Below are 20,222 nucleotides of genomic sequence, written 5' to 3'. Positions count from 1 at the left end.
TCCGCCGCCATTGGAGTCCTATCGATGTTCGAGACCCTGCAGCCCGCGCCCGCCGACAAGATCCTTGCCCTGATCGGCCTATATCGCAACGATCCGCGGCCCGGCAAAGTCGACCTCGGTGTCGGCGTCTACAAGGACATCGACGGCAGGACGCCGGTGATGCGCGCGGTGCGCGAGGCCGAGAAGCGGCTGCTGGCGAGCCAGGACACCAAGACCTATCTCGGGCTTGCAGGCGATACCGGCTTCAACGCCGCCATGGTCAAGCTTGCCTTCGGCGAGAAGGCCGACCATTCGCGCATCCGCGCCGCACAGGCGCCGGGTGGATCGGGCGCGCTCAGGCTGGTGGCCGAGCTTCTGCAGCGTACGCGCGCCGGCGCGACGGTCTGGCTGTCCGATCCGACCTGGCCGAACCATCTGCCGGTGATGCGCGCCGCCGGCCTCCAGGTGCGCGACTATCCCTATTTCGATGCCGCTTCGGGTGCCGTTCGCTTCGATGAGATGCTGGCGGCGCTAAAAGTTGCCAACAACGGCGATGTCGTGCTGCTGCACGGCTGCTGCCACAACCCGACCGGCGCCAATCTCGATATCGCGCAGTGGGCCAAGGTCGCCGATGTGGTGCTGGAGCGCGGCCTGCTGCCTTTCGTCGACATCGCCTATCAGGGCTTTGGCGAGGGCCTCGACGCCGACGCCGCCGGCCTGCGGCTGCTGGCCGGCAAAGTGCCGGAAATGGTCGTCGCCTCAAGCTGCTCGAAGAATTTCGCGGTCTATCGCGACCGCGTCGGCGCCGCGATGATCATGGCCAAGGACGGCGCCCAGGCGGATGTGGCGATGAGCCAGATGCTGGCGGCCGCGCGTGCGCTCTATTCCATGCCGCCCGATCACGGCGCGGCGGCGGTGCGCATGGTGCTGGAGGACAGCGGATTGAAGGCCGACTGGGAGGCCGAACTCGAGGAGATGCGGCTGCGCATGCTCAGGCTGCGCGTCGCCTTCGCCGAGGCGTTGCGTCGGCAGTCCAACTCCGACCGCTTCGATTTCGTCGCCAGCCATCGCGGCATGTTCTCGCGGCTTGGGCTGACCGAGGCGCAGGTCGAACGGCTGCGTTCCGAGCACGCCGTCTATATGGTGGGCGACAGCCGCATCAACGTGGCCGGCCTGCCGGAGGACGGCATGGACGATCTCGCCAAGGCGATCGTCTCGGTGCTCGACTAGAGCCCGCGCAACTGTGGACAATGGGCTTTTGCCGGCCGAGGGGATTGGTCGCCCGCCGCGCTGCGCGCTAGGGTTTGCAGGATGAAACCCTCGAAAGATATTTCCCGGCTGATCGAGATCATGGCGGCGCTGAGAGCGCCGAAGACGGGCTGCCCCTGGGATGTCGAGCAGAATTTCTCGACCATCGCGCCTTATACGGTCGAGGAAGCCTATGAGGTGGCCGATGCGATCGCGCGCGGCGACTTCGACGATCTGCGCGAGGAACTGGGCGACCTGCTGCTTCAAGTCGTCTATCACGCGCAGATGGCTGAGGAGATCGGCGAGTTTGCTTTCGCCGATGTCGTCGAAGCCATCACCACCAAGATGATCCGCCGCCATCCGCACGTCTTCGGCGACGAGAAGGCGCGCAGCGCCGGCATGGCCAAGGGCATGTGGGAGAAGATCAAGGCGGGCGAAAAAGCCGAGAAGCGCGACGCTCGTATTGCCCGCGGGCTCGATCCCGAGGATCACGGCAAAGGTTATCTCGACAGCGTTCCAGTGGCGCTCCCTGCCCTGACACGTGCCCTGAAACTGCAGGAGAAAGCCGCGCGCGTCGGCTTCGACTGGAGCGAGGCAGCACCCATCCTCGACAAGATAGAGGAAGAGATCGGCGAGTTGCGCGAGGCGCTGGCCACGGGCGACGCTGCACCCATCAAGGACGAGTTCGGCGACATGCTGTTTGCCTTCGTCAATCTCGGCCGCCACCTAAAACTCGATTCCGAAGCGGCGCTCAGCGGCACCAACGAAAAATTCCGGTCGCGATTTCACTATGTCGAGCAGGCCTTGGAGGCTTCGGGCGGCTCGCTGGAGAAGGCAACGCTGGACGAGATGGAAGCGCTTTGGCAGAAGGCTAAAAGCGAAAAATAAGCAATTCGTTAGCCGTTGTTCTTGCGGTGCAGCCTGCTGTCGATTTCTTGCCTGGCGCTGTGCGTGGCCGTTAGCGAGAGGGTGACGCTGCCATCTTCATTGTCGGTACGCGAAACGACGTCGCCGTTGCGGTACAGCCAGTCGACCTGGCCGAGCTGGGCCGGGTTCAACGTCACCGTCATTGTTTCCAGCTCGCCCGACACGCGCGTCTCGATGAGCGCCTTCAGCGCGTCGATCCCTTCGCCGGTGACCGCCGATATCGCGATCGGCGGCGCCTTGCCGCTGGCGCTTTCGGCAAGCAGTCGCTCGCGATTGCCTTCGTCGAGCAGGTCGATCTTGTTCCAGACCTCGATCACGCGATTCGTGTCGGCGGCATCGACGCCGAGATCGCCAAGGATACGCTCGACATCTTCCGCCTGGGCGGCCGTGTCCGGATCGGAAATGTCGCGCAGATGCAACACCAGATCGGCTTCGACGACTTCTTCCAGCGTGGCCCGGAACGCGGCGACCAGATGCGTCGGCAGGTCGGAGATGAAGCCGACCGTGTCCGACAGGATGACCGGCGTGCCATGCGGCAACCGTACGCGCCGAAGCGTGGGGTCCAGCGTGGCGAACAGCATGTCCTCGGCCAGCACCCCTGCCCCGGTCAGCCGGTTGAACAGCGTCGACTTGCCGGCATTGGTATAGCCGACGATCGCCACCACCGGGAACGGCACCTTTTTGCGCTTGGCCCGATGCAGGTCGCGCGTGCGGCGCACCGTTTCCAGCTCATGCTTCAGCTTGGTGATCTTGTCCTGCAGGATGCGGCGATCGGATTCGATCTGGGTTTCGCCGGGACCGCCGAGGAAGCCGGCGCCGCCGCGTTGCCGCTCAAGGTGGGTCCAGCTCCGCACAAGCCGGCCCTTCTGATAATTGAGATGCGCGAGCTCGACCTGCAGCGCGCCTTCCTTGGTGCGCGCCCGCTCGCCGAAGATCTCGAGAATGAGCCCGGTGCGGTCGAGCACCTTGGCGTTCAGTTCCTTTTCGAGATTACGCTGCTGCACCGGCGTCAGCGGATGGTCGACGATGACCAGCTCCGCCTTGCGCTCCTTCACGATGTCGGCGAACTCGGCCACCTTGCCGCTGCCGAGCAGCGTCGCCGGCCGCGGATCGGCGACCGTCACCACCGCCGTGTGGACCGGATCGAGGTCGATGGCGTTGGCAAGCCCGACGGCTTCGTCGTGGCGGGCATCGGCCGAACGGCTCAGACGCGGACGGCTGGACTCATCGTCGCCGCGCGGCTGGCGGGTAAGCACCGGCACAATAACGACAGCCCGGGTCGGACCCTTGGCTTCCGTCCCGGGATGATGTGCTGGTTTTCCGCGAACCGTACCGTCCGCGTCCTTCTCACGTGCCAATCAGGCGCCCTGGCTTTCCTCACCATCGAACATCTGAACCGGCTGGCTCGGCATGATCGTGGAAATGGCGTGCTTGTAGACGAGCTGGGAGTGCCCATCACGCCGCAACAACACACAAAAATTGTCGAACGAAGTGACCACACCGGTCAGCTTCACGCCATTGATGAGGAAGATGGTAAGTGGATTTTTGCTCTTGCGAACTGAATTCAGGAACAGGTCCTGAAGATTTTGCGATCGTTCCGCCATTTTTCTTGTCTTTCGCCGATCCCCTTCGGTTTGCGAGCCAATGCGCCAAATTACGCAGCACCTGTCAAGCGCGCAAACCCCCTCTTGCCGATACAAAGGCAAGCAGAACGAGATAGTTGAGGTTCATTCCAGTTGTGCGGTTATCAGGCTGGACTTTTTTCCGCAATGTCAAAAAAGGCCTGCCGCAACGAAAGTGTCGTAGAACCAGGATGGCCATTTGCGATCGGCGCGCCGTCAATTTCGACCACCGGCATGGCGATCGTGGTCGCCGAGCTGATAAATGCCTCCCTGGCGGCCTTGGCTTCGGCGACCGAAAAGCCGCGCTCCTCGATCCTGAGGCCGAGCTTGGCGGCGACATCGAAAAGCGTCGTGCGGGTGATGCCACGCAGGATACCATGCTCGGCCGGCCGGGTCACCAGGACGCCGTCCCGGGTCACGATCCAGGCGTTGGACGAACCGCCTTCCTTGACGTTGCCGTCGGTGTCGACGAACCAGGCTTCCTGGGCGCCGGCTTCCTTGGCCTTCTGCTTGGCGAGCACATTGGGCAACAGGCCCGTGCTCTTGATGTCGACCCGGTCCCAGCGATTCTCCGGGACGGTGATGACCTTGATGCCGGTCTCCACCCGCTTCGCCCCCGCGGCCGGATCGGCTTTTCTGGCGGTTATGACCAGGGAAGGCCTTGTGCCTGCCGGCGGAAATACGAACTCCCGGCTGGCGACGCCGCGCGTCACCTGCACATAGACAAGGCCGTTGACCACGCCGTTGCGATTGACCACCTCGCGCACCAGCATCGGCAGTACGCCTTCAGAGACCGGCCAGACGATCGACAGTTCCTTCAGCGAGCGTTTGAGCCGGGCAAGATGGCGCGGCATGTCGACGATATGGCCTCGTGCCACCTCGCAGACCTCATAGACGCCATCGGCGAACTGGTAGCCGCGGTCTTCGATGTGGACGCGGGCTTCAGCATGGACGACATAGCGCCCGTTGACATAGGCAATGCGCGGCATGGGCACCTCAGGGGAAACGTATGGCTTTCTTAGGCGATTCCGCCGCCGCGGTAATGGACAATCACGTGGGCCAACCGCCCCTGGAAGTTTACGCAATTCCGGACGGAAGGATACGGCGAAGCCGCCGAGCCTAACCGCTGCGCACTTTTCCTGGAATTGCTTTTACACACCCAGCGACTTCAGCTTTCGATGCAGGGCCGAGCGTTCCATGCCGATGAATTCGGCCGTCTTCGAGATGTTGCCGCCGAAGCGGTTGATCTGGGCGATCAGGTAGTCCTTCTCGAATTGCTCGCGCGCCTCGCGCAGCGGCAGCGCCATGATGTGCTGATCCGACTGGTTGGGTGTGCGCGGCATGACGTCGCCGATCTCGGACGGCAGAAGGTCGGCCGTGATCGGCGCGTCGACCTCGTCCCCTCGCGCCAGGATCATCAATCGCTCGACATTGTTGCGCAGCTGGCGAACGTTGCCCGGCCAGTTATGGGCCTGCAGCACAGCCAGCGCGTCGTCACCGATGCGGCGCGGCCTTATGCCGGACTGGCGCGCGATCTGCTTCATGAAATTGTCGACGAGGTAAGGGATATCCTCGCGCCGCTCGGCGAGCCCCGGCACCATGACCGGGACCACCGCCAGACGATGGTAAAGGTCCTCGCGGAAGCGGCCGTCAGCGATCATCGCTTCGAGATTCTGCGAGGTCGAGGAGATGATGCGGACATCGACCTTGACGCGCTTGGTGCCGCCTACACGTTCGAATTGCTGCTCGACCAGCACGCGCAGGATCTTGTTCTGCGTCTCGCGCGGCATATCGGCGACTTCGTCGATGTAGAGGATGCCGCGATGCGCCTCTTCCAGCGCGCCGACCTTGCGCTCGGTGCCGTTCGATTCGGTACCGAACAGTTCGATCTCCATACGCTCGGGCGTGATGTTGGCCGCGCTCAGCGTCACGAACGGGCCAGCCTTGCGCGACGAGAGCGCGTGGATGGCTCGCGCCGTCAATTCCTTGCCGGAACCGGAGGGGCCGACGATCATGACGCGGCTGTTGGTCGGGGCGACGCGCTCGATGGTCTGCCGCAGCTGGCTCATCGCCGACGACATGCCGATCAGGTCGAAGGTCTCGCCGCTGCGCAGCTTGAGGTCGGAAACCTCGCGCCGCAGCTTGGACGTCTCCAGCGCGCGTTCGGCGACCAGGATGAGGCGATCGGCCTTGAACGGCTTCTCGATGAAGTCATACGCGCCGCGCCGGATGGCCGAGACCGCCGTTTCGATGTTGCCGTGGCCGGAGATCATCACCACCGGCATGCTCGGATGCATGATCTTGATCTCGTCGAGCAGCGCCAGGCCGTCGAGGCGCGAGCCCTGCAGCCAGATGTCGAGGAAAATCAGCCGCGGCGCGCGATCGGCAATCGACGCAAGCGCGCTGTCGGCATCATGGGCCGTGCGGGTTTCATGACCCTCGTCGCTCAGGATACCGGCGACAAGTTCGCGGATGTCTTCCTCGTCATCGACGATGAGAATGTCAGACGCCATTACCGACCTTTTCAGTTTCTCTTTCGTGTTCGCTTCGACCTTCACCGCGTGGCGGCGCGGCTACGATCGTTGCCGGGGGCAGGATGATCGAGATCATCGCACCCCGACCACCATGGAAATCCGCTGGCGCGTCGTGCAGTTCGAGACGGCCGCCATGGTCCTCCACGATCTTCTTGACGATAGCGAGGCCAAGCCCGGTCCCCTTCTCGCGCGTCGTCATATAGGGCTCGAGCAGCCTTTGGCGATTTTCGCGCGGCAGCCCCTTGCCGTTGTCGATAACGTCGATTCGTATGGCGCCATCTTGGCGTCCGGCTTGAATCCGGATTGTGCCGTCCGAACGGTCTTGCGCATCAAGTCCGTCGATCGCCTCGGCAGCGTTCTTGACGAGGTTGCCGAAGGCCTGCGCCATCAGGCGGCTGTCGAAAGTGCCTTTCAACGGCTCGCTGCCGAAATCGCGCTCGAAGGCGATGTCGGAGCGGCTGACCTCGACCAGGAAGGACGCTTCGCGCAGCGATTCACGCAGGTCGATCGCTTTCATCTCCGGCTTCGGCATGCGGGCAAAGGCGGAAAATTCGTCGACCATGCGGCCGATGTCCTCGACCTGGCGGATGATGGTATCGGTGCACTGGTCGAAGACCTCGCGATCCTCGGTGATGACCTTGCCGTAGCGGCGCCTGATGCGCTCGGCCGACAGCTGGATCGGCGTCAGCGGGTTCTTGATCTCATGCGCTATGCGCCGGGCAACATCCGCCCAGGCCGACGACCGCTGCGCCTGGACGAGATCGGTGATGTCGTCGACGGTGACCACATAGGACTTCTCTTCCTCGCCGTCGTCGCCGGACTCGACGGTGACCTGGACATTGAAAGTGCGCTCCAGACCGGTGCGGAAAAAAGTCACCTGCTCTCGATAGACCGGCTTGCCGGACTGCCGTCCGATCTCGAAGACGCGGCCGACAAGCGGCAGCACCGCTGAAAGGTTCTGGCCGAGCGTCGCGTTTGCCGAAATCGCCAGCATGGTTTCGGCCGAGCGGTTGACGATGGTGACGATGCCGTAGGGATCGACGCCGATGACGCCGGCGGTGACGCCCTCCAGCACCGCTTCGGAGAAGCGGCGCCGCTCGTCGATCAGGTCCTTGGCCGACATCAACTCGTTGCGTTGCGATTTGAGCTCCAGGATCATGTTGTTGAAGGTCTCGCCAAGCGAGGCCACGTCGCCGTCGGACTGGCGCACCGGAACGGCCACGTCGAGATTGCCGGTCGCCACTTCGTCGGCGGCGCCGATCAGCTGGCGGATCGGCCGCACGATCCGGTCGGCAACCGCAATGCCGGTCCAGATCGCCGAGAGCGTGATGATCAGCGTCAGCGACAGGTAAGGCAGCGCAAAGGCGACCTGCGAGGTCCGGCGGTTATCCTCCAGATTGCGGTATTCGTCGGTGTTGGACCTGACGATCTGACGCGCCTTGATCACATCGGGATCGACCAGCCGGATCGTATAGAGGTAAAGCCCTTCGATCTCGCGCAGTTTGATGATGGCGCCCATGATGTTGCGGGTGCGCGGTTCTATCAGCACCGGCTTGCCGTCGACCGCGGTTTCGACGGCGCCCGACGGAGGCTCGGGCATCGGGAAATCGGCGTCGGTCTTGGCGTTCATGACGAACGAGCCGTCAGGCTTGATGAGGGCCGCGTGCGCCAGGCCGCGCCCCACGGCTTCCTTGTTCAACAAATCGAGGAAACCGCCCCGGTCGAGGCCGTAAAGCGTGCGCGAGGCATCGAGATCATATGCCATCGACAATGTCGTGCCCTGGAGGTTGCGAGCGTTCTCCTGCACGTAGGCGTCGGCGATCGACAGCGACGAGTTGACGATCGTCTTGGTGCGGAGTTCGAACCAGCGGTCGAGGCCGATGTCGAGCGTGATCGAGGCGATGATCGCCACCATGATAGCCGGAATGGCGGCAACCAGCGCGAACATCGCGACGATGCGCACATGCAGCCGCGAGGCGGCCCTGCCGTGGCGCCGCGCCAGGACGATACGACGCACCTCGCGGGCGATCAACGTGATCAGGAACAGAACAAAGACGGCATTGGCCGCGATCAGGGCCCAGGTCGCATTGGCGGTCGGGGCGATCGGCGTTGCGCCGACCAGGATCACAAACGAGATCGCCGCCGTGATCATCGCGCCGGCGATGGCGACCACGCCGGGCAACGCCAGCAACCGTCGGCCGTCACGCGTGCCGGTCTGGTTGAAAAGCGATTTGTTCAGGGTCGGAGCCTCAGCTGCCATGTCGCGGTACAGAGTCGGTCATTGCGTCGGATGTATGCAACGCATTGTGGCGATTATGCAACAAGTGTGGCCGAGACGGAAATCTTTCCCCGACCAATTTGCGAAAGCAGCCAATTTGCCGGAAGGATGAGTGACGCTACGGTTGCCTAGCCGATTTGTAGACGTTGACGCCAAGCTCGCGGATTTTCTTGCGCAGCGTGTTGCGGTTGAGCCCCAGGAGCTCGGCCGCCTTGATCTGGTTGCCGCGCGTCGCCGTCATCGAAGCCAGCACCAGCGGATATTCGACCTCGGCAAGGATGCGCTGGTAGAGCCCGGCCGGCGGCAAGTCGCCGGCAAAGGAGGCAAAATAGCGCTGCAGGAAATGTTCGACCGCCTGGCCGATCGACAGATCGTCGGGAATGAGCGCGCCGCCATCGGGCACGACCGGCCTATCGCCGGTCTTCAGCTCGGACTCGATGATCTCCGATGAAATCTCGTCCTGCGAGTAGAGGGCGGCCAGCCGGCGCACCAGGTTTTCCAGCTCGCGCACGTTACCGGGCCAGGGATAGCGCTTCATAAGCTCGATGCCGCCGGACGAAATGCGCTTGGTCTGCAGGCCCTCGCTGGCGCCCTGCTTGAAGAAGTGCCGCACCAGATCGGGAATGTCCTCGGAACGCTCGCGCAGCGCCGGCAGCCTCAGCGGCACGACGTTGAGGCGGTAGAACAGATCTTCGCGGAACAGACCCTGGTTGATCAGCGTGCGCAGATCCTTGTTGGTGGCCGCAACGATGCGCACGTCGGTCTTGATCGGCGTGCGGCCGCCGACCGTGGTGTATTCGCCCTGTTGCAGCACGCGCAACAGGCGGGTCTGCGCCTCCATCGGCATGTCGCCGATCTCATCGAGGAACAGCGTGCCGCCCTCCGCCTGTTCGAAGCGGCCGCTGGAACGGTTCTGGGCGCCGGTGAAGGCGCCTTTCTCGTGGCCGAACAGCTCAGATTCGATGAGGTCGCGCGGGATAGCCGCCATGTTGATGGCCACGAACGGGCCGCCGCGGCGGCGGCCATATTCGTGCAGCGCGCGCGCCACCAGCTCCTTGCCGGTGCCGGACTCGCCGCTGATCATGACCGTCAGATCGGTCTGCATCATGCGCGCCAGCATGCGGTAGATGTCCTGCATGGCGGCGGAGCGGCCAACCAACGGCATCGTCTCCGGCTGGTCTTCCGCGCGGGAATCGAGCTTCGGCCGCTTGGGCTCGGCCAGCGCCCGGTTGACGATGTTGAGCAGTTCGGTGAGGTCGAACGGCTTCGGCAGATATTCGTAGGCGCCGGTCTCGGAGGCGCGGATGGCGGTCATGAACGTGTTCTGGGCGCTCATGACGATGACCGGCAGCTCGGGCCGCGCCTTCTTGATGCGCGGCAGCATGTCGAAGGCGTTTTCGTCCGGCATCACCACATCGGTGATGACGAGATCGCCCTCGCCCGCCGCCACCCAGCGCCACAGCGTCGAGGCGTTGGAGGTGACACGCACCTCGTGGCCGACGCGCGACAGCGCCTGGTTGAGCACCGTGCGGATGGCCGCATCGTCGTCAGCGACCAAAATATTGCCGCGAATGCTCATTTGCGGTCTCCTTCTGCTTCATCGCCCGAGCCTGGCGAAGTCTCCTTCCAGGCCGGCAACAGGACGCGGAAAGTGGTCCCGCGCGACGTCGAATCGCATTCGATGATGCCGCCATGCTCGCCAACGATCTTGGCGACCAGGGCCAGTCCCAGGCCGGATCCGTTCGGCTTGGTGGTGATAAACGGATCGAACAGGATCGGCAGGATGTCCTCGGAAACACCGGGTCCGTTGTCATGCACGCAGAATTCCAGCGGCAGCGAGACACGGTCCTGCGTGCCAGGCACAGAAACGCGGATGCCCGGACGGAAGGCGGTCGAGAGCAAGATCTCGCCCTGCGGATCGGCACCGATCGACTCGGCGGCGTTCTTGACCAGATTGAGGAAGACCTGGATCAACTGGTCGCGGTTGGCGAAGACCGGAGGCAATGATGGATCATATTCCTCCAAGATCTTGATCCGTCTTGCAAAACCGTTCTTGGCGATCGCCTTCACATGATCCAGCACGACATGGATGTTTACCGGATAGCGCTCGATCGGCCGTTCGTCGGAAAATACTTCCATGCGGTCGACCAGCGAGACGATGCGGTCGGTCTCGTCGGTGATCAGGCGGGTGAGCGCGCGATCCTCGTCGGAAGCGGAAAGCTCGAGCAGTTGGGCGGCGCCGCGGATGCCGGAGAGCGGATTCTTGATCTCATGCGCCAGCATGGCAGCAAGGCCGGTGACGGAGCGGGCCGCCCCGCGATGGGTCATCTGGCGGTCGATCTTGTCGGCCATCGACCGTTCCTGGAACATGACGACGACGGAGCCCGGAAACTCCGGCACCGGCGCGACATAGAGGTCGACCATCTTCTCGATGCCGAGGCGCGGCGACGATACGTCGACGCGGTATTCGTTGACCGGCGCGCGGCGCTCGCGCACCTGGTCGACCAGCGTCAGCAGCGGGCTGCCGAACGGCACCAGCTTGGAGAGCGTATTGCGTGCGAGCATGGTGGCGCTTGAGCGGAAGAAGTCCTCGGCATCCGCATTGGCGAAAGTGATAAAGCCGTCGGTATCGACCATGATTACCGGCCGGCGGATGGTGTTGAGGACGATATTGGCGGCATCCGCCATATCGGTCGGCTGGACGTTGGCCTTCATGCCGCGCTCCGCAGGCTGATCGATGACGGGCTATCGGCGAACAAGCGGCGCAGTTCAGCGACGACTTCAACTGGCTCAAAGGACGTGAGAATGCGTTTGCGCTGTTCGGCGCGGACATCGGGAGCATGTCGGTCGAGATACCAGCCGAGATGCTTGCGCGCCTGGCGCAGTCCGCTTTCAATGCCGTAGAGCGAGAGCATGTCCTCGTAATGCGAGACGACGTAGTCGGCGAGTGCTTCCGGCGCTTGCGGGATACCTTGCGCGCGTGCGCCGGCTGCGGCTGTCGCGATGCCGCCGGCGACCCATGGCGCGCCGTAATGCGCGCGGCCGATCATCACGGCGTCGGCGCCGGACTGTTCGAGGATTGCCGCGGCCTCTTGCGGCGAACCGATATCGCCATTGGCCACCACCGGTATGGAGACCGCTTCCTTGACGCGCCTGATCGCCCGCCAGTCGGCCTTGCCCTGGTAGAACTGGCATCGCGTGCGGCCATGCACGGTCACCATCCTGACGCCCGCCTGTTCGGCGCGGCGCGCCAGCATCGGCGCGTTGAGGGCGCTTTCGTCCCAGCCGAGCCGCATCTTGACGGTCACCGGCACCGAAACGGCGCCGACGACCGCCTCGATCAGTGACAGCGCGTGGTCGAGATCGCGCATCAGCGCCGAACCGGCATAGCCGCCGGTCACCTTCTTCGCCGGGCAACCCATGTTGATGTCGATGATATCGGCGCCCTCGCCCGCCGCGATTCGCGCGCCCTCGCCCATATGGACGGCCTCGCGGCCGGCCAACTGCACCATATGCACCGGCAGGCCGGAATGACGGATACGAAGGTCGCAGCCGGCCCTGCCCTTGGCCAGTTCGCCGCTCGCCACCATTTCCGACACGACCAGCCCGGCGCCATGCGCGTGGGCGCGCTGCCGGAACGGCTCGTCGGTGATGCCCGACATCGGCGCCAGGAAAACGCGATTGCGGATTCTCACGCAGCCGACATCGAGTGGCGATGCCAATGTGGTCAGTTCAGTCATGCACAAAAACCAAGCATATTCGATCGTTGCACATTCTCTAGCCAGAAGTGTGGCATTGTGCAACGCGCAATGACGTCACATTAAGGCGCATTTTGGAAAATGCTGGCCTTCGGCCATTACCGCGGCTAGGACCGATCGGAATGAGCGAGGCAAGCGAAAAGCAAGCGGCCGGCGAAAAGCAAGTGGCGGGTCCGAGCGGCGGGATCGGGGTGGTGATCGTTGCCGCCGGCCGTGGCGCGCGCGCCGGACAGGACGACGGTCCGAAACAATATCAGCGCATCGGCGGCCGTGCCGTCATCACGCATACGCTGGATATCTTTCTCTCCCATCCGATGATCGGCCCCGTAGTCGTGGCTATCCACGCCGACGATGCCGAGCTCTTCCAACGCGCGGCCGAAGCGCATGGCGATCGTCTTGTCGCCGTCGTCGGCGGCCCTTCGCGCCAGGCGTCCGTCCGGCTCGGTCTCCTGGCGCTGAGGGACCAGGCACCCGCAAAAGTGCTGGTGCATGACGCCGTGCGCCCGTTCGTCGACGCCGGGCTGATCGACCGCACCATCGAAGCCATCGACGAGCGCCAGGGCGCGCTGCCGGCACTGCCTGTTGCCGACACGCTGAAGCGGGAATCGGCTACCGGCATGATCGACGAGACGATATCGAGAGCCGGCCTTCATGCGGCGCAGACGCCGCAGGGCTTTCCGTTCTGGCCGCTGCTGGCCGCGCATGAGAAGGCGCATCATCTGGGCAAGACGGAGTTCACCGACGATGCGGCGATCGCCGAATGGGCGCAGATACCTGTCAAGATCGTTCCCGGATCGCCGGACAACGTCAAACTCACCTGGGCAAGGGACATTGCATTGGCCGACCAGCGGCTCTTGAGCGCACAGCCGCGCTTCCCGGATATCCGGACCGGAAATGGTTACGACGTGCATGCGTTCGAGCCAGGCGACCATGTCACGCTCTGCGGCGTCGCCATTCCCTACGAGCGAAAACTCTCCGGCCACTCCGATGCCGATGTCGGGCTGCATGCGCTGACCGACGCGCTGCTCGCCACCTGCGGCGCCGGCGATATCGGCACGCATTTCCCGCCATCGGACCCGCAATGGAAAGGCGCCGCCTCGAAGATATTCGTCGAGCACGCAGCGAAGCTGGTACGCGGGCGCGGCGGCCGCATCGCCAATGCCGACATCACGCTGATCTGCGAGGCGCCACGCGTCGGGCCGCATCGCGCGGCAATGACGCAAGCGCTTTCGGCCATGCTCGGCATTGCGCCCGAGCGCATTTCGATCAAAGCGACGACAAACGAGAAGCTCGGCTTTGTCGGGCGCGGCGAAGGCATCGCCGCGATCGCCACGGCCAGCGTCGTCTATCCGGGCGAGGTGCCGGCATGAGCAACGCTGAACTCGCAAACGCCCTGCTCCAGGCCTGCCAGCAGCGCGGCATCATGCTGGCGACGGCCGAAAGCTGCACCGGTGGCCTGATCATTGCCGCGCTCACCGATATCGCCGGGTCCTCGGCCGTGGTCGATCGCGGCTTCATCACCTATTCCAACGAAGCCAAGATGGAGATGCTCGGCGTTTCTGCCGCCACGCTCGACGCGCATGGCGCGGTTTCGCGCGAGACGGTGCTGGAGATGGCGGCAGGCGCGCTGGCGCATTCGCAAGCCAGCCTCTCGCTCGCCGTGACCGGTATTGCCGGCCCAGGCGGCGGTTCGGCGGAAAAGCCGATCGGGCTCGTCTGGTTTGGGATCGCGCTGGCCGGGCAACCAATTGTCGCAGAGCGGCGGATGTTCGGTCACAAGGGCCGCGAATTCATCCGCCACGAGACGGTGCGGCACGCGCTGCAGCTCGGGTTGCGGGCACTCGGCAAAGATTAGACTGCGGACTCATAAAAGCGAAGCGACGATCCGATGACCGCCAAGGCCATGCTCGACAAGAAGGCGCCGTTGGCACTTTCATCGCTATGACGGGCTTCGGCGCCAGCGGCCCGGCGGAGAAACTCTGCGAGCATTTCAAAATGCCGCAAAAGCGGCAGTGAACGCAGCCTGGAGGCGACGCCTCGCGCACGCGAGGACAATCGCTAGCGCCGAATGTCGGAATTGGGCGCCAGCTCGGCGCATTTCATGGCGCCTCCCTCACGCCCAGGCATGAAGCTGTCTTCGTCGACCCAAGGAGAATTTGCATGCGTGGTCATTGCCTATGTGGCGCTATTGGTTTTGAAGTCGATGGCCCGGCACAGGCCTGCGTGGTCTGTCATTGTGAAAGTTGTCGGCGGCAATGTTCTGCGCCGATGACCAGCTATATTGGCGTCTTGGACAGCCAATGGCGATGGCTGGGTAAGCCACCGAAGGTATTCGACTCTTCTCCCGGCGTGGAAAGAACATTTTGCGATCACTGCGGCTCGCCGCTTTCCTTCCGCTCAAAGAACATGTCCGGTGTCATGCATTTTTTTGCGGCAGCGATGGAGGAGCCGGAAAAATTTGTACCTACGCTGCATGTCGCTTTTGAGGAGAAGCTCCCCTGGTTGAAACTCGCCGACGGCCTGCCGACACGTTTTGGGCCTGACTATACGAAAGACTAGGCTGGCTTCGGTCCGTAAATCACGTTGGCGCGCTTTTCAAAGGCTTCGGAAAACATGCGGAAGGCACGGTCGAACATCGTGCCCATGACCGCGCCGAGGATGCGGCTCTTGAACTCGTAGTCGATGAAGAAATGCACCTCGCAGCCGCTGCTTGCGGGATCGAAGCGCCAGATGTTGCTGAGATATTTGAACGGGCCGTCGATGTATTTGACGTCGATGGCGCGCTCGGCCGGATTGAGCAGCACCTGCGTCGTAAAGGTTTCGCGGATCGCCTTGTAGCCGATGCTCATGTCGGCGACCAGGATGGTGCGGCCGTCGCGCTCCTTGCGCGAGCGCACGGTGAGCGATTCACAAAGCGGCAGGAACTGCGGATAGGCTTCGATGTCCGCAACCAGCGCGAACATCTCTTCCGGTGTATGCGCGACGCGGCGTATCGCCTCGAATTTCGGCATTGAAGGTCAGCTGGCCTTCGCGAGCTGCGCCTCGCGCGCCGCGCGCAGCCTGGCGAAATCCTCGCCGGCATGATGCGAGGAGCGCGTCAGTGGGCTCGACGCCATCAACAGGAAGCCCTTGGCCTTGCCGACCGTTTCGTAGGACTTGAACTCGTCGGGCGGGATGAATCGGATCACCGGATGATGCTTCTTCGATGGCTGCAGGTACTGGCCGATGGTCATGAAGTCGACATTGGCCGAACGCAAATCGTCCATCAGCTGCAGCACCTCGTTCCGCTCCTCCCCGAGGCCGACCATGATGCCGGACTTGGTGAAGATCGAAGGGTCGAGTTCTTTCACGCGCTGCAACAGCCGGATCGAATGGAAGTAACGCGCGCCGGGCCGCACCGTCAGGTAGTTCGACGGCACTGTTTCGAGATTGTGGTTGAAGACGTCGGGCTTGGCGGCAACGACAATCTCCAGCGCGCCATCCTTGCGCAGGAAGTCGGGCGTCAGGATCTCGATCGTCGTCGATGGCGTAACCGCGCGGATGGCGCGGATGACCTCGGCGAAATGCTGGGCGCCGCCGTCGGCAAGATCGTCGCGGTCGACGGAGGTTATGACGACGTGGCTCAGGCCCATCTGCTTGACGGCGTGGGCAACGCGCGCCGGCTCATCGGGATCGAGCGCTGTCGGGATGCCGGTCGCGACGTTGCAGAAGGCGCAGGCGCGCGTGCATATCTCGCCCATGATCATGAAGGTGGCGTGCTTCTTGTCCCAGCATTCGCCGATGTTGGGGCAGCCCGCCTCCTCGCACACCGTCACCAGCTTGTGCGACTTCACGATCTCGCGCGTTTCGGCATAGCCCTTGGAAACCGGCGCCTTGACGCGAATCCAGTCGGGCTTGCGCAGCACTTCCTGGTCGGGCCGGTGCGCTTTCTCAGGATGCCGCGGGCGCGGCCGGTTGGCGATCGTGTCGACGACTGTGACCATCTCAAACCCTTCGCGGCCGCGATTTCGGCGGACGCCTTCGTCATCTAGGACTTTTCGAGGCAAAGAAAAAGGCCGCGGCAGGCATGCCGGCACGGCCTTTTTCGCATAGCAGGCTTTGCCTGCGATCAGCGACGCATTCGCGCGCCTTAGCGACGCATTCACGCGCCTTAGCGACGCATTCGCGCGCCTTACCGGCGCACCAGCCGGCCCACGAAGATCAGCAGGCAGGCGCCGATGAAGCCGGTAATCAGATAGGCTACCCAGCCGACGCCGAAAGACTGGATGTTGAGGGCCTGCAGGATCGCGTTCAGCACCACCGCGCCGACGATACCCATGATGATGTTCATGAAGATGCCGGTGTTGCTCTTCATGACCATCTCGGCGAGCCAGCCCGCCAGACCTCCGACGATGATGGCTGCGATCCAGCCGACGCCATTCAAATGCATATGCCAAGTCCTCCTCGATCAGGTGAAAATGCATCCGGATAAGAGCTGCCTTGCCGTCAGGTTCCTCCGGCTGCCGGACATGAGTCTCGCCCAACCAAATTAGCACGGATTGGCAATCTATCACCGATTGGCGATTTATCATGCGTTCAAAGCGCGGCCATAGGCGTCGAGCACGCTCTCCTTCATCATCTCCGACAGCGTCGGATGCGGGAAGATGGTGTGCATCAGCTCTTCCTCTGTCGTCTCCAGGTTCATCGCCACGACGAAGCCCTGGATGAGCTCGGTCACCTCGGCGCCGACCATGTGAGCGCCGAGAAGCTGTCCGGTCTTCTTGTCGAAGATGGTCTTGACGAAGCCCTGGTCCTCGCCGAGCGCGATGGCCTTGCCGTTGGCGCTGAAGGGGAAACGGCCGACGCGGATGTCCTTGCCTTCCGCCTTGGCCTTCGCTTCCGTCAGGCCGACGGACGCGACCTGCGGGCTGCAATAGGTGCAGCCGGGGATCTTCAGCTTGTCGGTGGCGTGCACGCCCGGGAAGTTGGCGATCTTCTCGACGCAGACGACGCCCTCATGCTCGGCCTTGTGGGCGAGCATCGGCGGTCCGGCGACGTCGCCGATGGCGTAGACACCCGGCACATTGGTCTTGCCGTAGCCGTCGACCACCACGCAGCCGCGGTCGGTCTTCACGCCGAGCGCTTCCAGGCCGAGGTTTTCGATATTGCCCTGCACGCCGACAGCGGAGATCATGCGGTCGGCGGTGATCTTCTCGACCTTGCCGTCCTTCATCTCGACATGCGCAGTGACCGAATTGGCGCCCTTTTCGACCTTGGTCACCTTGGCTTCGAGGATGATCTTCATCCCTTGCTTCTCGAACTGCTTCTGCGCGAATTTCGAGACCTCGGCGTCCTCGACCGGCATCACCGCCGGCAAGAGCTCGACCACCGTCACGTCGGCGCCCATGGTGCGGTAGAAGGAGGCGAATTCGATGCCGATGGCGCCCGAGCCCATGACCAGCAGCGACTTCGGCATTTCCTTCGGCACCATGGCCTCGAAATAGGTCCAGATCAGCTTGCCGTCGGGCTCGATGCCGGGCAGCGCGCGCGGCCGGGCGCCGGTCGCCAGGATGATGTGCTTGGCGGTGTAGGTGCCCTCGCCCTTGACGCCCTTCGGCACCGGCGGTTGCGGTTCCATCGGTTTCTTCGATGATTTGGAGACGACGACTTCTCCAGGCTTGGAGAGCTTTGCCTCGCCCCAGATGACGTCGACCTTGTTCTTCTTCATCAGGAAGCCGACGCCGGTGTTCAACCTGAGCGACACTTTTCGCGAGCGGTCGACCACGGCTGCCGTGTCGGGGCTGACCTTGCCGCCTTCGAGCTTCAGGCCGTAATCCTTGAGGTGATCTGAATAATGCATGATCTCGGCCGAGCGCAGCAGCGCCTTGGTCGGGATGCAGCCCCAGTTGAGGCAGATGCCGCCCAGATGCTCGCGCTCGACGATCGCCGTCTTGAAGCCGAGCTGGGCGGAACGCACCGCCGTGACATAGCCGCCGGGGCCTGAGCCGATGATGATGACGTCGTAGGATTCAGCCACGGGTTTTCTCCCTGATCTTTCTAAGGGTTAGAGTGAGAGCATGACGCGCACGAGCGGCGCAAGCGCCTGGCCGATCCGCCGCGTGTTCTCGGCGTCGAGATGGACGCCGTCGAGCAGCGTGGTGGTGGCGACGCTGCCGGCGTCGAAGAAACCGCAGCCGGCCTCGTCGGCAAGCAGGGAATATTGCGGCGCCAGCCGCTTGGAAGCGTCGTCGCCGCCGGCGAACATTTCCTTGAATTCGGCATTGTCGGTGCGCGTCACGACGGGTGGCGCGACGATGAGCATCTGCGGTGCTGGCCAGTCGAACGGATAGTCATGGCCGCGCACGATATTGATCAGCCGCTCCATGCCCTGCTTGGCGGCGACGGGATTGCCGTGGATCCACGGCTTCATGTCGTTGGCGCCGAGCATGAAGATGACGAGATCGAGCGGCGCATGACTTGTCAGGATCGTCGGCAGGACGCGGGCGCCGTTGCGATCGGCGCCGGCCAGGTAATCGTCGAAGGCGGTGGTGCGGCCATTCAGGCCCTCGGCGATGACCTCGACATCGCCGCCAAGCTCAGCCTCAAGCACGCTCGGCCAGCGGTCCGCCAACGCGTGGCGGCCTAGGCTGGCGGCGTCATAGCCCCAGGTCAGGGAATCGCCGTAGCACAGAATTGTCTTCACGCCTTTGCCCCGCTTCTACCAAAACCCGTGTGGACGCGCCCCACCCGCCAGCGGACGAAGAGCCACTGCACGACAATCGTAACGATGCCGGGTAGGATCAGCCCAGCCACTATCGGCACGTCGCGCTTGATCACATCCGTGCCGGCATCCGTGTACAGAACGACGCCGACCAGCAGGATGAGCAACACGGCAAACGCGATCAGCGACCACTTTCCCGCCGTGGCCACGGCAATCGCCGGATCGGCCATGAACTGCGCCGTGAAGAAGACGAAGGTGACGACGAGGGTCACCAACACCGAGACCATGAAAACGATGATGTATTCTTCCTGAGCGCCGGTGGCGACGGCGAGTTCCTGAGCCACCAGCCCGCCGGCGAAGCCGGAAAGGATGAAGGCGAAAAGGCTGGTGAAGAATTTCCGCACCGCCTTTTCCCTTCCTACACCAGCATGCCCATCGGGTTTTCGACCATGCGCTTGAAGGCGCCGAGGAGTTCGGCGCCGAGCGCGCCGTCGACGGCGCGGTGATCGGTTGACAAGGTCACCGACATCACCGTCGCGATTCTGATCTCGCCCTTCTTGACCACCGCCCGTTCCTCGCCGGCGCCGACCGCAAGGATCGTCGCGTGCGGCGGGTTGATGACGGCGGCAAAGTCCTTGACGCCGAACATGCCCAGATTGGACACCGCCGTGGTGCCGCCCTGGTATTCTTCGGGCTTCAGCTTGCGGCTTCTGGCGCGGCCTGCCAGGTCCTTCATCTCGTTGGAGATGACCGACAGCGTCTTTTCATCGGCATGGCGGATGATCGGCGTGATCAGGCCGCCGGGGATCGACACGGCAACGCCGACATCGGCATGCTTGTGCTTGACCATGGCGCTGTCGGTCCACGAGGCGTTGGCATCCGGCACCGCCATCAGCGCCATGGCCATCGCCTTGATCACCATGTCGTTGACCGAGAGCTTGTAGGCGGGAACCTCGCCCTTCTCCGTCTTCTTCATCGGGGCTGCCGCATTGAGCTGCATGCGCAGCGCCAAGAGCGCATCGAGCTCGCAGTCGAGCGTCAGATAGAAATGCGGGATGGTGGACTTGGCCTCGACCAGGCGGCGCGCGATGGTCTTGCGCATGTTGTCATGCGGGACGAGTTCATAGGAGCCTTCGGCGAACAGTTTCAGCACCTGGTCGTCCGACATCGGCTTCG

Annotated in this window: 20 protein-coding genes; 5 read left to right on the top strand and 15 right to left on the bottom strand. The window is 63.5% G+C overall.

Annotated elements, in window-relative coordinates; all coding sequences use genetic code 11:
• The first annotated feature begins 24 nt into the window (after positions 1-24).
• Both YU3_RS0132040 and mazG read left to right on the top strand, forming a co-directional pair.
• Entirely contained in the window at positions 25-1,209 is a 1,185-nt protein-coding gene (locus YU3_RS0132040; protein WP_027170025.1) for an amino acid aminotransferase, read from the top strand.
• 81 nt (positions 1,210-1,290) lie between these two features.
• Complete coding sequence (gene mazG / locus YU3_RS0132035) at positions 1,291-2,115, top strand: nucleoside triphosphate pyrophosphohydrolase (RefSeq protein ID WP_027170024.1); 825 nt, start codon at positions 1,291-1,293, stop codon at positions 2,113-2,115.
• An 8-nt stretch (positions 2,116-2,123) separates the two neighbouring features.
• Here mazG and hflX read toward each other — a convergent pair whose 3' ends face one another.
• The 8 genes from hflX to dusB all read right to left on the bottom strand — a co-directional run bounded on the left by hflX (position 2,124) and on the right by dusB (position 12,328).
• A complete protein-coding gene (gene hflX, locus YU3_RS0132030; RefSeq protein WP_027170023.1) occupies positions 2,124-3,512 on the bottom strand; it encodes a GTPase HflX in 1,389 nt (462 codons plus the stop codon).
• Entirely contained in the window at positions 3,513-3,758 is a 246-nt protein-coding gene (gene hfq, locus YU3_RS0132025; protein WP_006202172.1) for an RNA chaperone Hfq, read from the bottom strand. It lies immediately after the preceding gene.
• Between the two features lie 143 nt (positions 3,759-3,901).
• Positions 3,902-4,765 (bottom strand): D-amino-acid transaminase, encoded by an 864-nt coding sequence (locus tag YU3_RS0132020; protein WP_027170022.1) that lies wholly within the window; start codon positions 4,763-4,765, stop codon positions 3,902-3,904.
• Positions 4,766-4,927: 162 nt separating this feature from the next.
• Complete coding sequence (locus tag YU3_RS0132015; RefSeq protein ID WP_027170021.1) at positions 4,928-6,289, bottom strand: sigma-54 dependent transcriptional regulator; 1,362 nt, start codon at positions 6,287-6,289, stop codon at positions 4,928-4,930.
• Positions 6,279-8,570, bottom strand: a complete 2,292-nt coding sequence (locus YU3_RS0132010; RefSeq protein WP_027170020.1) for a PAS domain-containing sensor histidine kinase — start codon at positions 8,568-8,570, stop codon at positions 6,279-6,281. The genes YU3_RS0132015 and YU3_RS0132010 overlap by 11 nt, the downstream gene beginning before the upstream one ends.
• 136 nt (positions 8,571-8,706) lie before the next feature.
• Complete coding sequence (gene ntrC, locus YU3_RS0132005; protein WP_027170019.1) at positions 8,707-10,167, bottom strand: nitrogen regulation protein NR(I); 1,461 nt, start codon at positions 10,165-10,167, stop codon at positions 8,707-8,709.
• A complete protein-coding gene (locus YU3_RS0132000) occupies positions 10,164-11,303 on the bottom strand; it encodes a nitrogen regulation protein NR(II) (protein WP_027170018.1) in 1,140 nt (379 codons plus the stop codon). Before YU3_RS0132000 ends, ntrC begins: the two co-directional genes overlap by 4 nt.
• The gene (dusB, locus tag YU3_RS0131995; RefSeq protein WP_027170017.1) at positions 11,300-12,328 is read right to left on the bottom strand and encodes a tRNA dihydrouridine synthase DusB; all 1,029 of its coding nucleotides are present in this window, start codon (positions 12,326-12,328) and stop codon (positions 11,300-11,302) included. The genes YU3_RS0132000 and dusB overlap by 4 nt, the downstream gene beginning before the upstream one ends.
• A 140-nt stretch (positions 12,329-12,468) precedes the next feature.
• Here dusB and YU3_RS0131990 point away from each other — a divergent pair, with 140 nt between their 5' ends.
• The 3 genes from YU3_RS0131990 (at position 12,469) to YU3_RS37940 (ending at position 14,905) form a co-directional block, all read left to right on the top strand.
• Positions 12,469-13,716, top strand: a complete 1,248-nt coding sequence (locus YU3_RS0131990; protein WP_027170016.1) for a bifunctional 2-C-methyl-D-erythritol 4-phosphate cytidylyltransferase/2-C-methyl-D-erythritol 2,4-cyclodiphosphate synthase — start codon at positions 12,469-12,471, stop codon at positions 13,714-13,716.
• The gene (locus YU3_RS0131985; RefSeq protein ID WP_027170015.1) at positions 13,713-14,201 is read left to right on the top strand and encodes a CinA family protein; all 489 of its coding nucleotides are present in this window, start codon (positions 13,713-13,715) and stop codon (positions 14,199-14,201) included. Before YU3_RS0131990 ends, YU3_RS0131985 begins: the two co-directional genes overlap by 4 nt.
• Before the next feature lie 305 nt (positions 14,202-14,506).
• The gene (locus tag YU3_RS37940; protein WP_027170013.1) at positions 14,507-14,905 is read left to right on the top strand and encodes a GFA family protein; all 399 of its coding nucleotides are present in this window, start codon (positions 14,507-14,509) and stop codon (positions 14,903-14,905) included.
• Here YU3_RS37940 and YU3_RS0131970 read toward each other — a convergent pair.
• The 7 genes from YU3_RS0131970 to YU3_RS0131940 all read right to left on the bottom strand — a co-directional run.
• Complete coding sequence (locus YU3_RS0131970) at positions 14,902-15,357, bottom strand: type II toxin-antitoxin system RatA family toxin (protein ID WP_027170012.1); 456 nt, start codon at positions 15,355-15,357, stop codon at positions 14,902-14,904. The genes YU3_RS37940 and YU3_RS0131970 overlap by 4 nt on opposite strands.
• A gap of 6 nt (positions 15,358-15,363) precedes the next feature.
• Positions 15,364-16,329 carry a lipoyl synthase gene (lipA, locus tag YU3_RS0131965; RefSeq protein ID WP_027170011.1) on the bottom strand — a complete coding sequence of 322 codons (966 nt, stop codon included), beginning with the start codon at positions 16,327-16,329 and terminating at the stop codon, positions 15,364-15,366.
• A 188-nt stretch (positions 16,330-16,517) separates the two neighbouring features.
• Positions 16,518-16,775 carry a GlsB/YeaQ/YmgE family stress response membrane protein gene (locus tag YU3_RS0131960; protein WP_027170010.1) on the bottom strand — a complete coding sequence of 86 codons (258 nt, stop codon included), beginning with the start codon at positions 16,773-16,775 and terminating at the stop codon, positions 16,518-16,520.
• Positions 16,776-16,913: 138 nt separating this feature from the next.
• Positions 16,914-18,362, bottom strand: a complete 1,449-nt coding sequence (lpdA, locus tag YU3_RS0131955) for a dihydrolipoyl dehydrogenase (RefSeq protein ID WP_027170009.1) — start codon at positions 18,360-18,362, stop codon at positions 16,914-16,916.
• 27 nt (positions 18,363-18,389) lie between these two features.
• A complete protein-coding gene (locus tag YU3_RS0131950) occupies positions 18,390-19,028 on the bottom strand; it encodes an SGNH/GDSL hydrolase family protein (protein ID WP_027170008.1) in 639 nt (212 codons plus the stop codon).
• A complete protein-coding gene (locus tag YU3_RS0131945; RefSeq protein ID WP_027170007.1) occupies positions 19,025-19,450 on the bottom strand; it encodes a hypothetical protein in 426 nt (141 codons plus the stop codon). The genes YU3_RS0131950 and YU3_RS0131945 overlap by 4 nt, the downstream gene beginning before the upstream one ends.
• 14 nt (positions 19,451-19,464) lie before the next feature.
• The coding region (locus tag YU3_RS0131940) for a 2-oxo acid dehydrogenase subunit E2 (RefSeq protein ID WP_027170006.1) at positions 19,465-20,222 on the bottom strand (758 nt) is incomplete at its 5' end.

The sequence above is a fragment of the Mesorhizobium sp. WSM3224 genome (assembly GCF_000427725.1).
Classification (GTDB): Bacteria; Pseudomonadota; Alphaproteobacteria; order Rhizobiales; family Rhizobiaceae; genus Mesorhizobium.
This window is presented reverse-complemented; position numbering and strand designations above follow the sequence as displayed.

Coding starts and splice junctions, on each gene's coding strand:
- YU3_RS0132040 (WP_027170025.1), top strand. CDS start 25: ATGTTCGAGACCCTGCAGCCCGCGCCCGCCGACAAGATCCTTGCCCTG.
- mazG (WP_027170024.1), top strand. CDS start 1,291: ATGAAACCCTCGAAAGATATTTCCCGGCTGATCGAGATCATGGCGGCG.
- hfq (WP_006202172.1), bottom strand. CDS start 3,758: ATGGCGGAACGATCGCAAAATCTTCAGGACCTGTTCCTGAATTCAGTT.
- YU3_RS0132020 (WP_027170022.1), bottom strand. CDS start 4,765: ATGCCGCGCATTGCCTATGTCAACGGGCGCTATGTCGTCCATGCTGAA.
- YU3_RS0132015 (WP_027170021.1), bottom strand. CDS start 6,289: ATGGCGTCTGACATTCTCATCGTCGATGACGAGGAAGACATCCGCGAA.
- YU3_RS0132010 (WP_027170020.1), bottom strand. CDS start 8,570: ATGGCAGCTGAGGCTCCGACCCTGAACAAATCGCTTTTCAACCAGACC.
- ntrC (WP_027170019.1), bottom strand. CDS start 10,167: ATGAGCATTCGCGGCAATATTTTGGTCGCTGACGACGATGCGGCCATC.
- YU3_RS0132000 (WP_027170018.1), bottom strand. CDS start 11,303: ATGAAGGCCAACGTCCAGCCGACCGATATGGCGGATGCCGCCAATATC.
- dusB (WP_027170017.1), bottom strand. CDS start 12,328: ATGACTGAACTGACCACATTGGCATCGCCACTCGATGTCGGCTGCGTG.
- YU3_RS0131990 (WP_027170016.1), top strand. CDS start 12,469: ATGAGCGAGGCAAGCGAAAAGCAAGCGGCCGGCGAAAAGCAAGTGGCG.
- YU3_RS0131985 (WP_027170015.1), top strand. CDS start 13,713: ATGAGCAACGCTGAACTCGCAAACGCCCTGCTCCAGGCCTGCCAGCAG.
- YU3_RS37940 (WP_027170013.1), top strand. CDS start 14,507: ATGCGTGGTCATTGCCTATGTGGCGCTATTGGTTTTGAAGTCGATGGC.
- YU3_RS0131970 (WP_027170012.1), bottom strand. CDS start 15,357: ATGCCGAAATTCGAGGCGATACGCCGCGTCGCGCATACACCGGAAGAG.
- lipA (WP_027170011.1), bottom strand. CDS start 16,329: ATGGTCACAGTCGTCGACACGATCGCCAACCGGCCGCGCCCGCGGCAT.
- YU3_RS0131960 (WP_027170010.1), bottom strand. CDS start 16,775: ATGCATTTGAATGGCGTCGGCTGGATCGCAGCCATCATCGTCGGAGGT.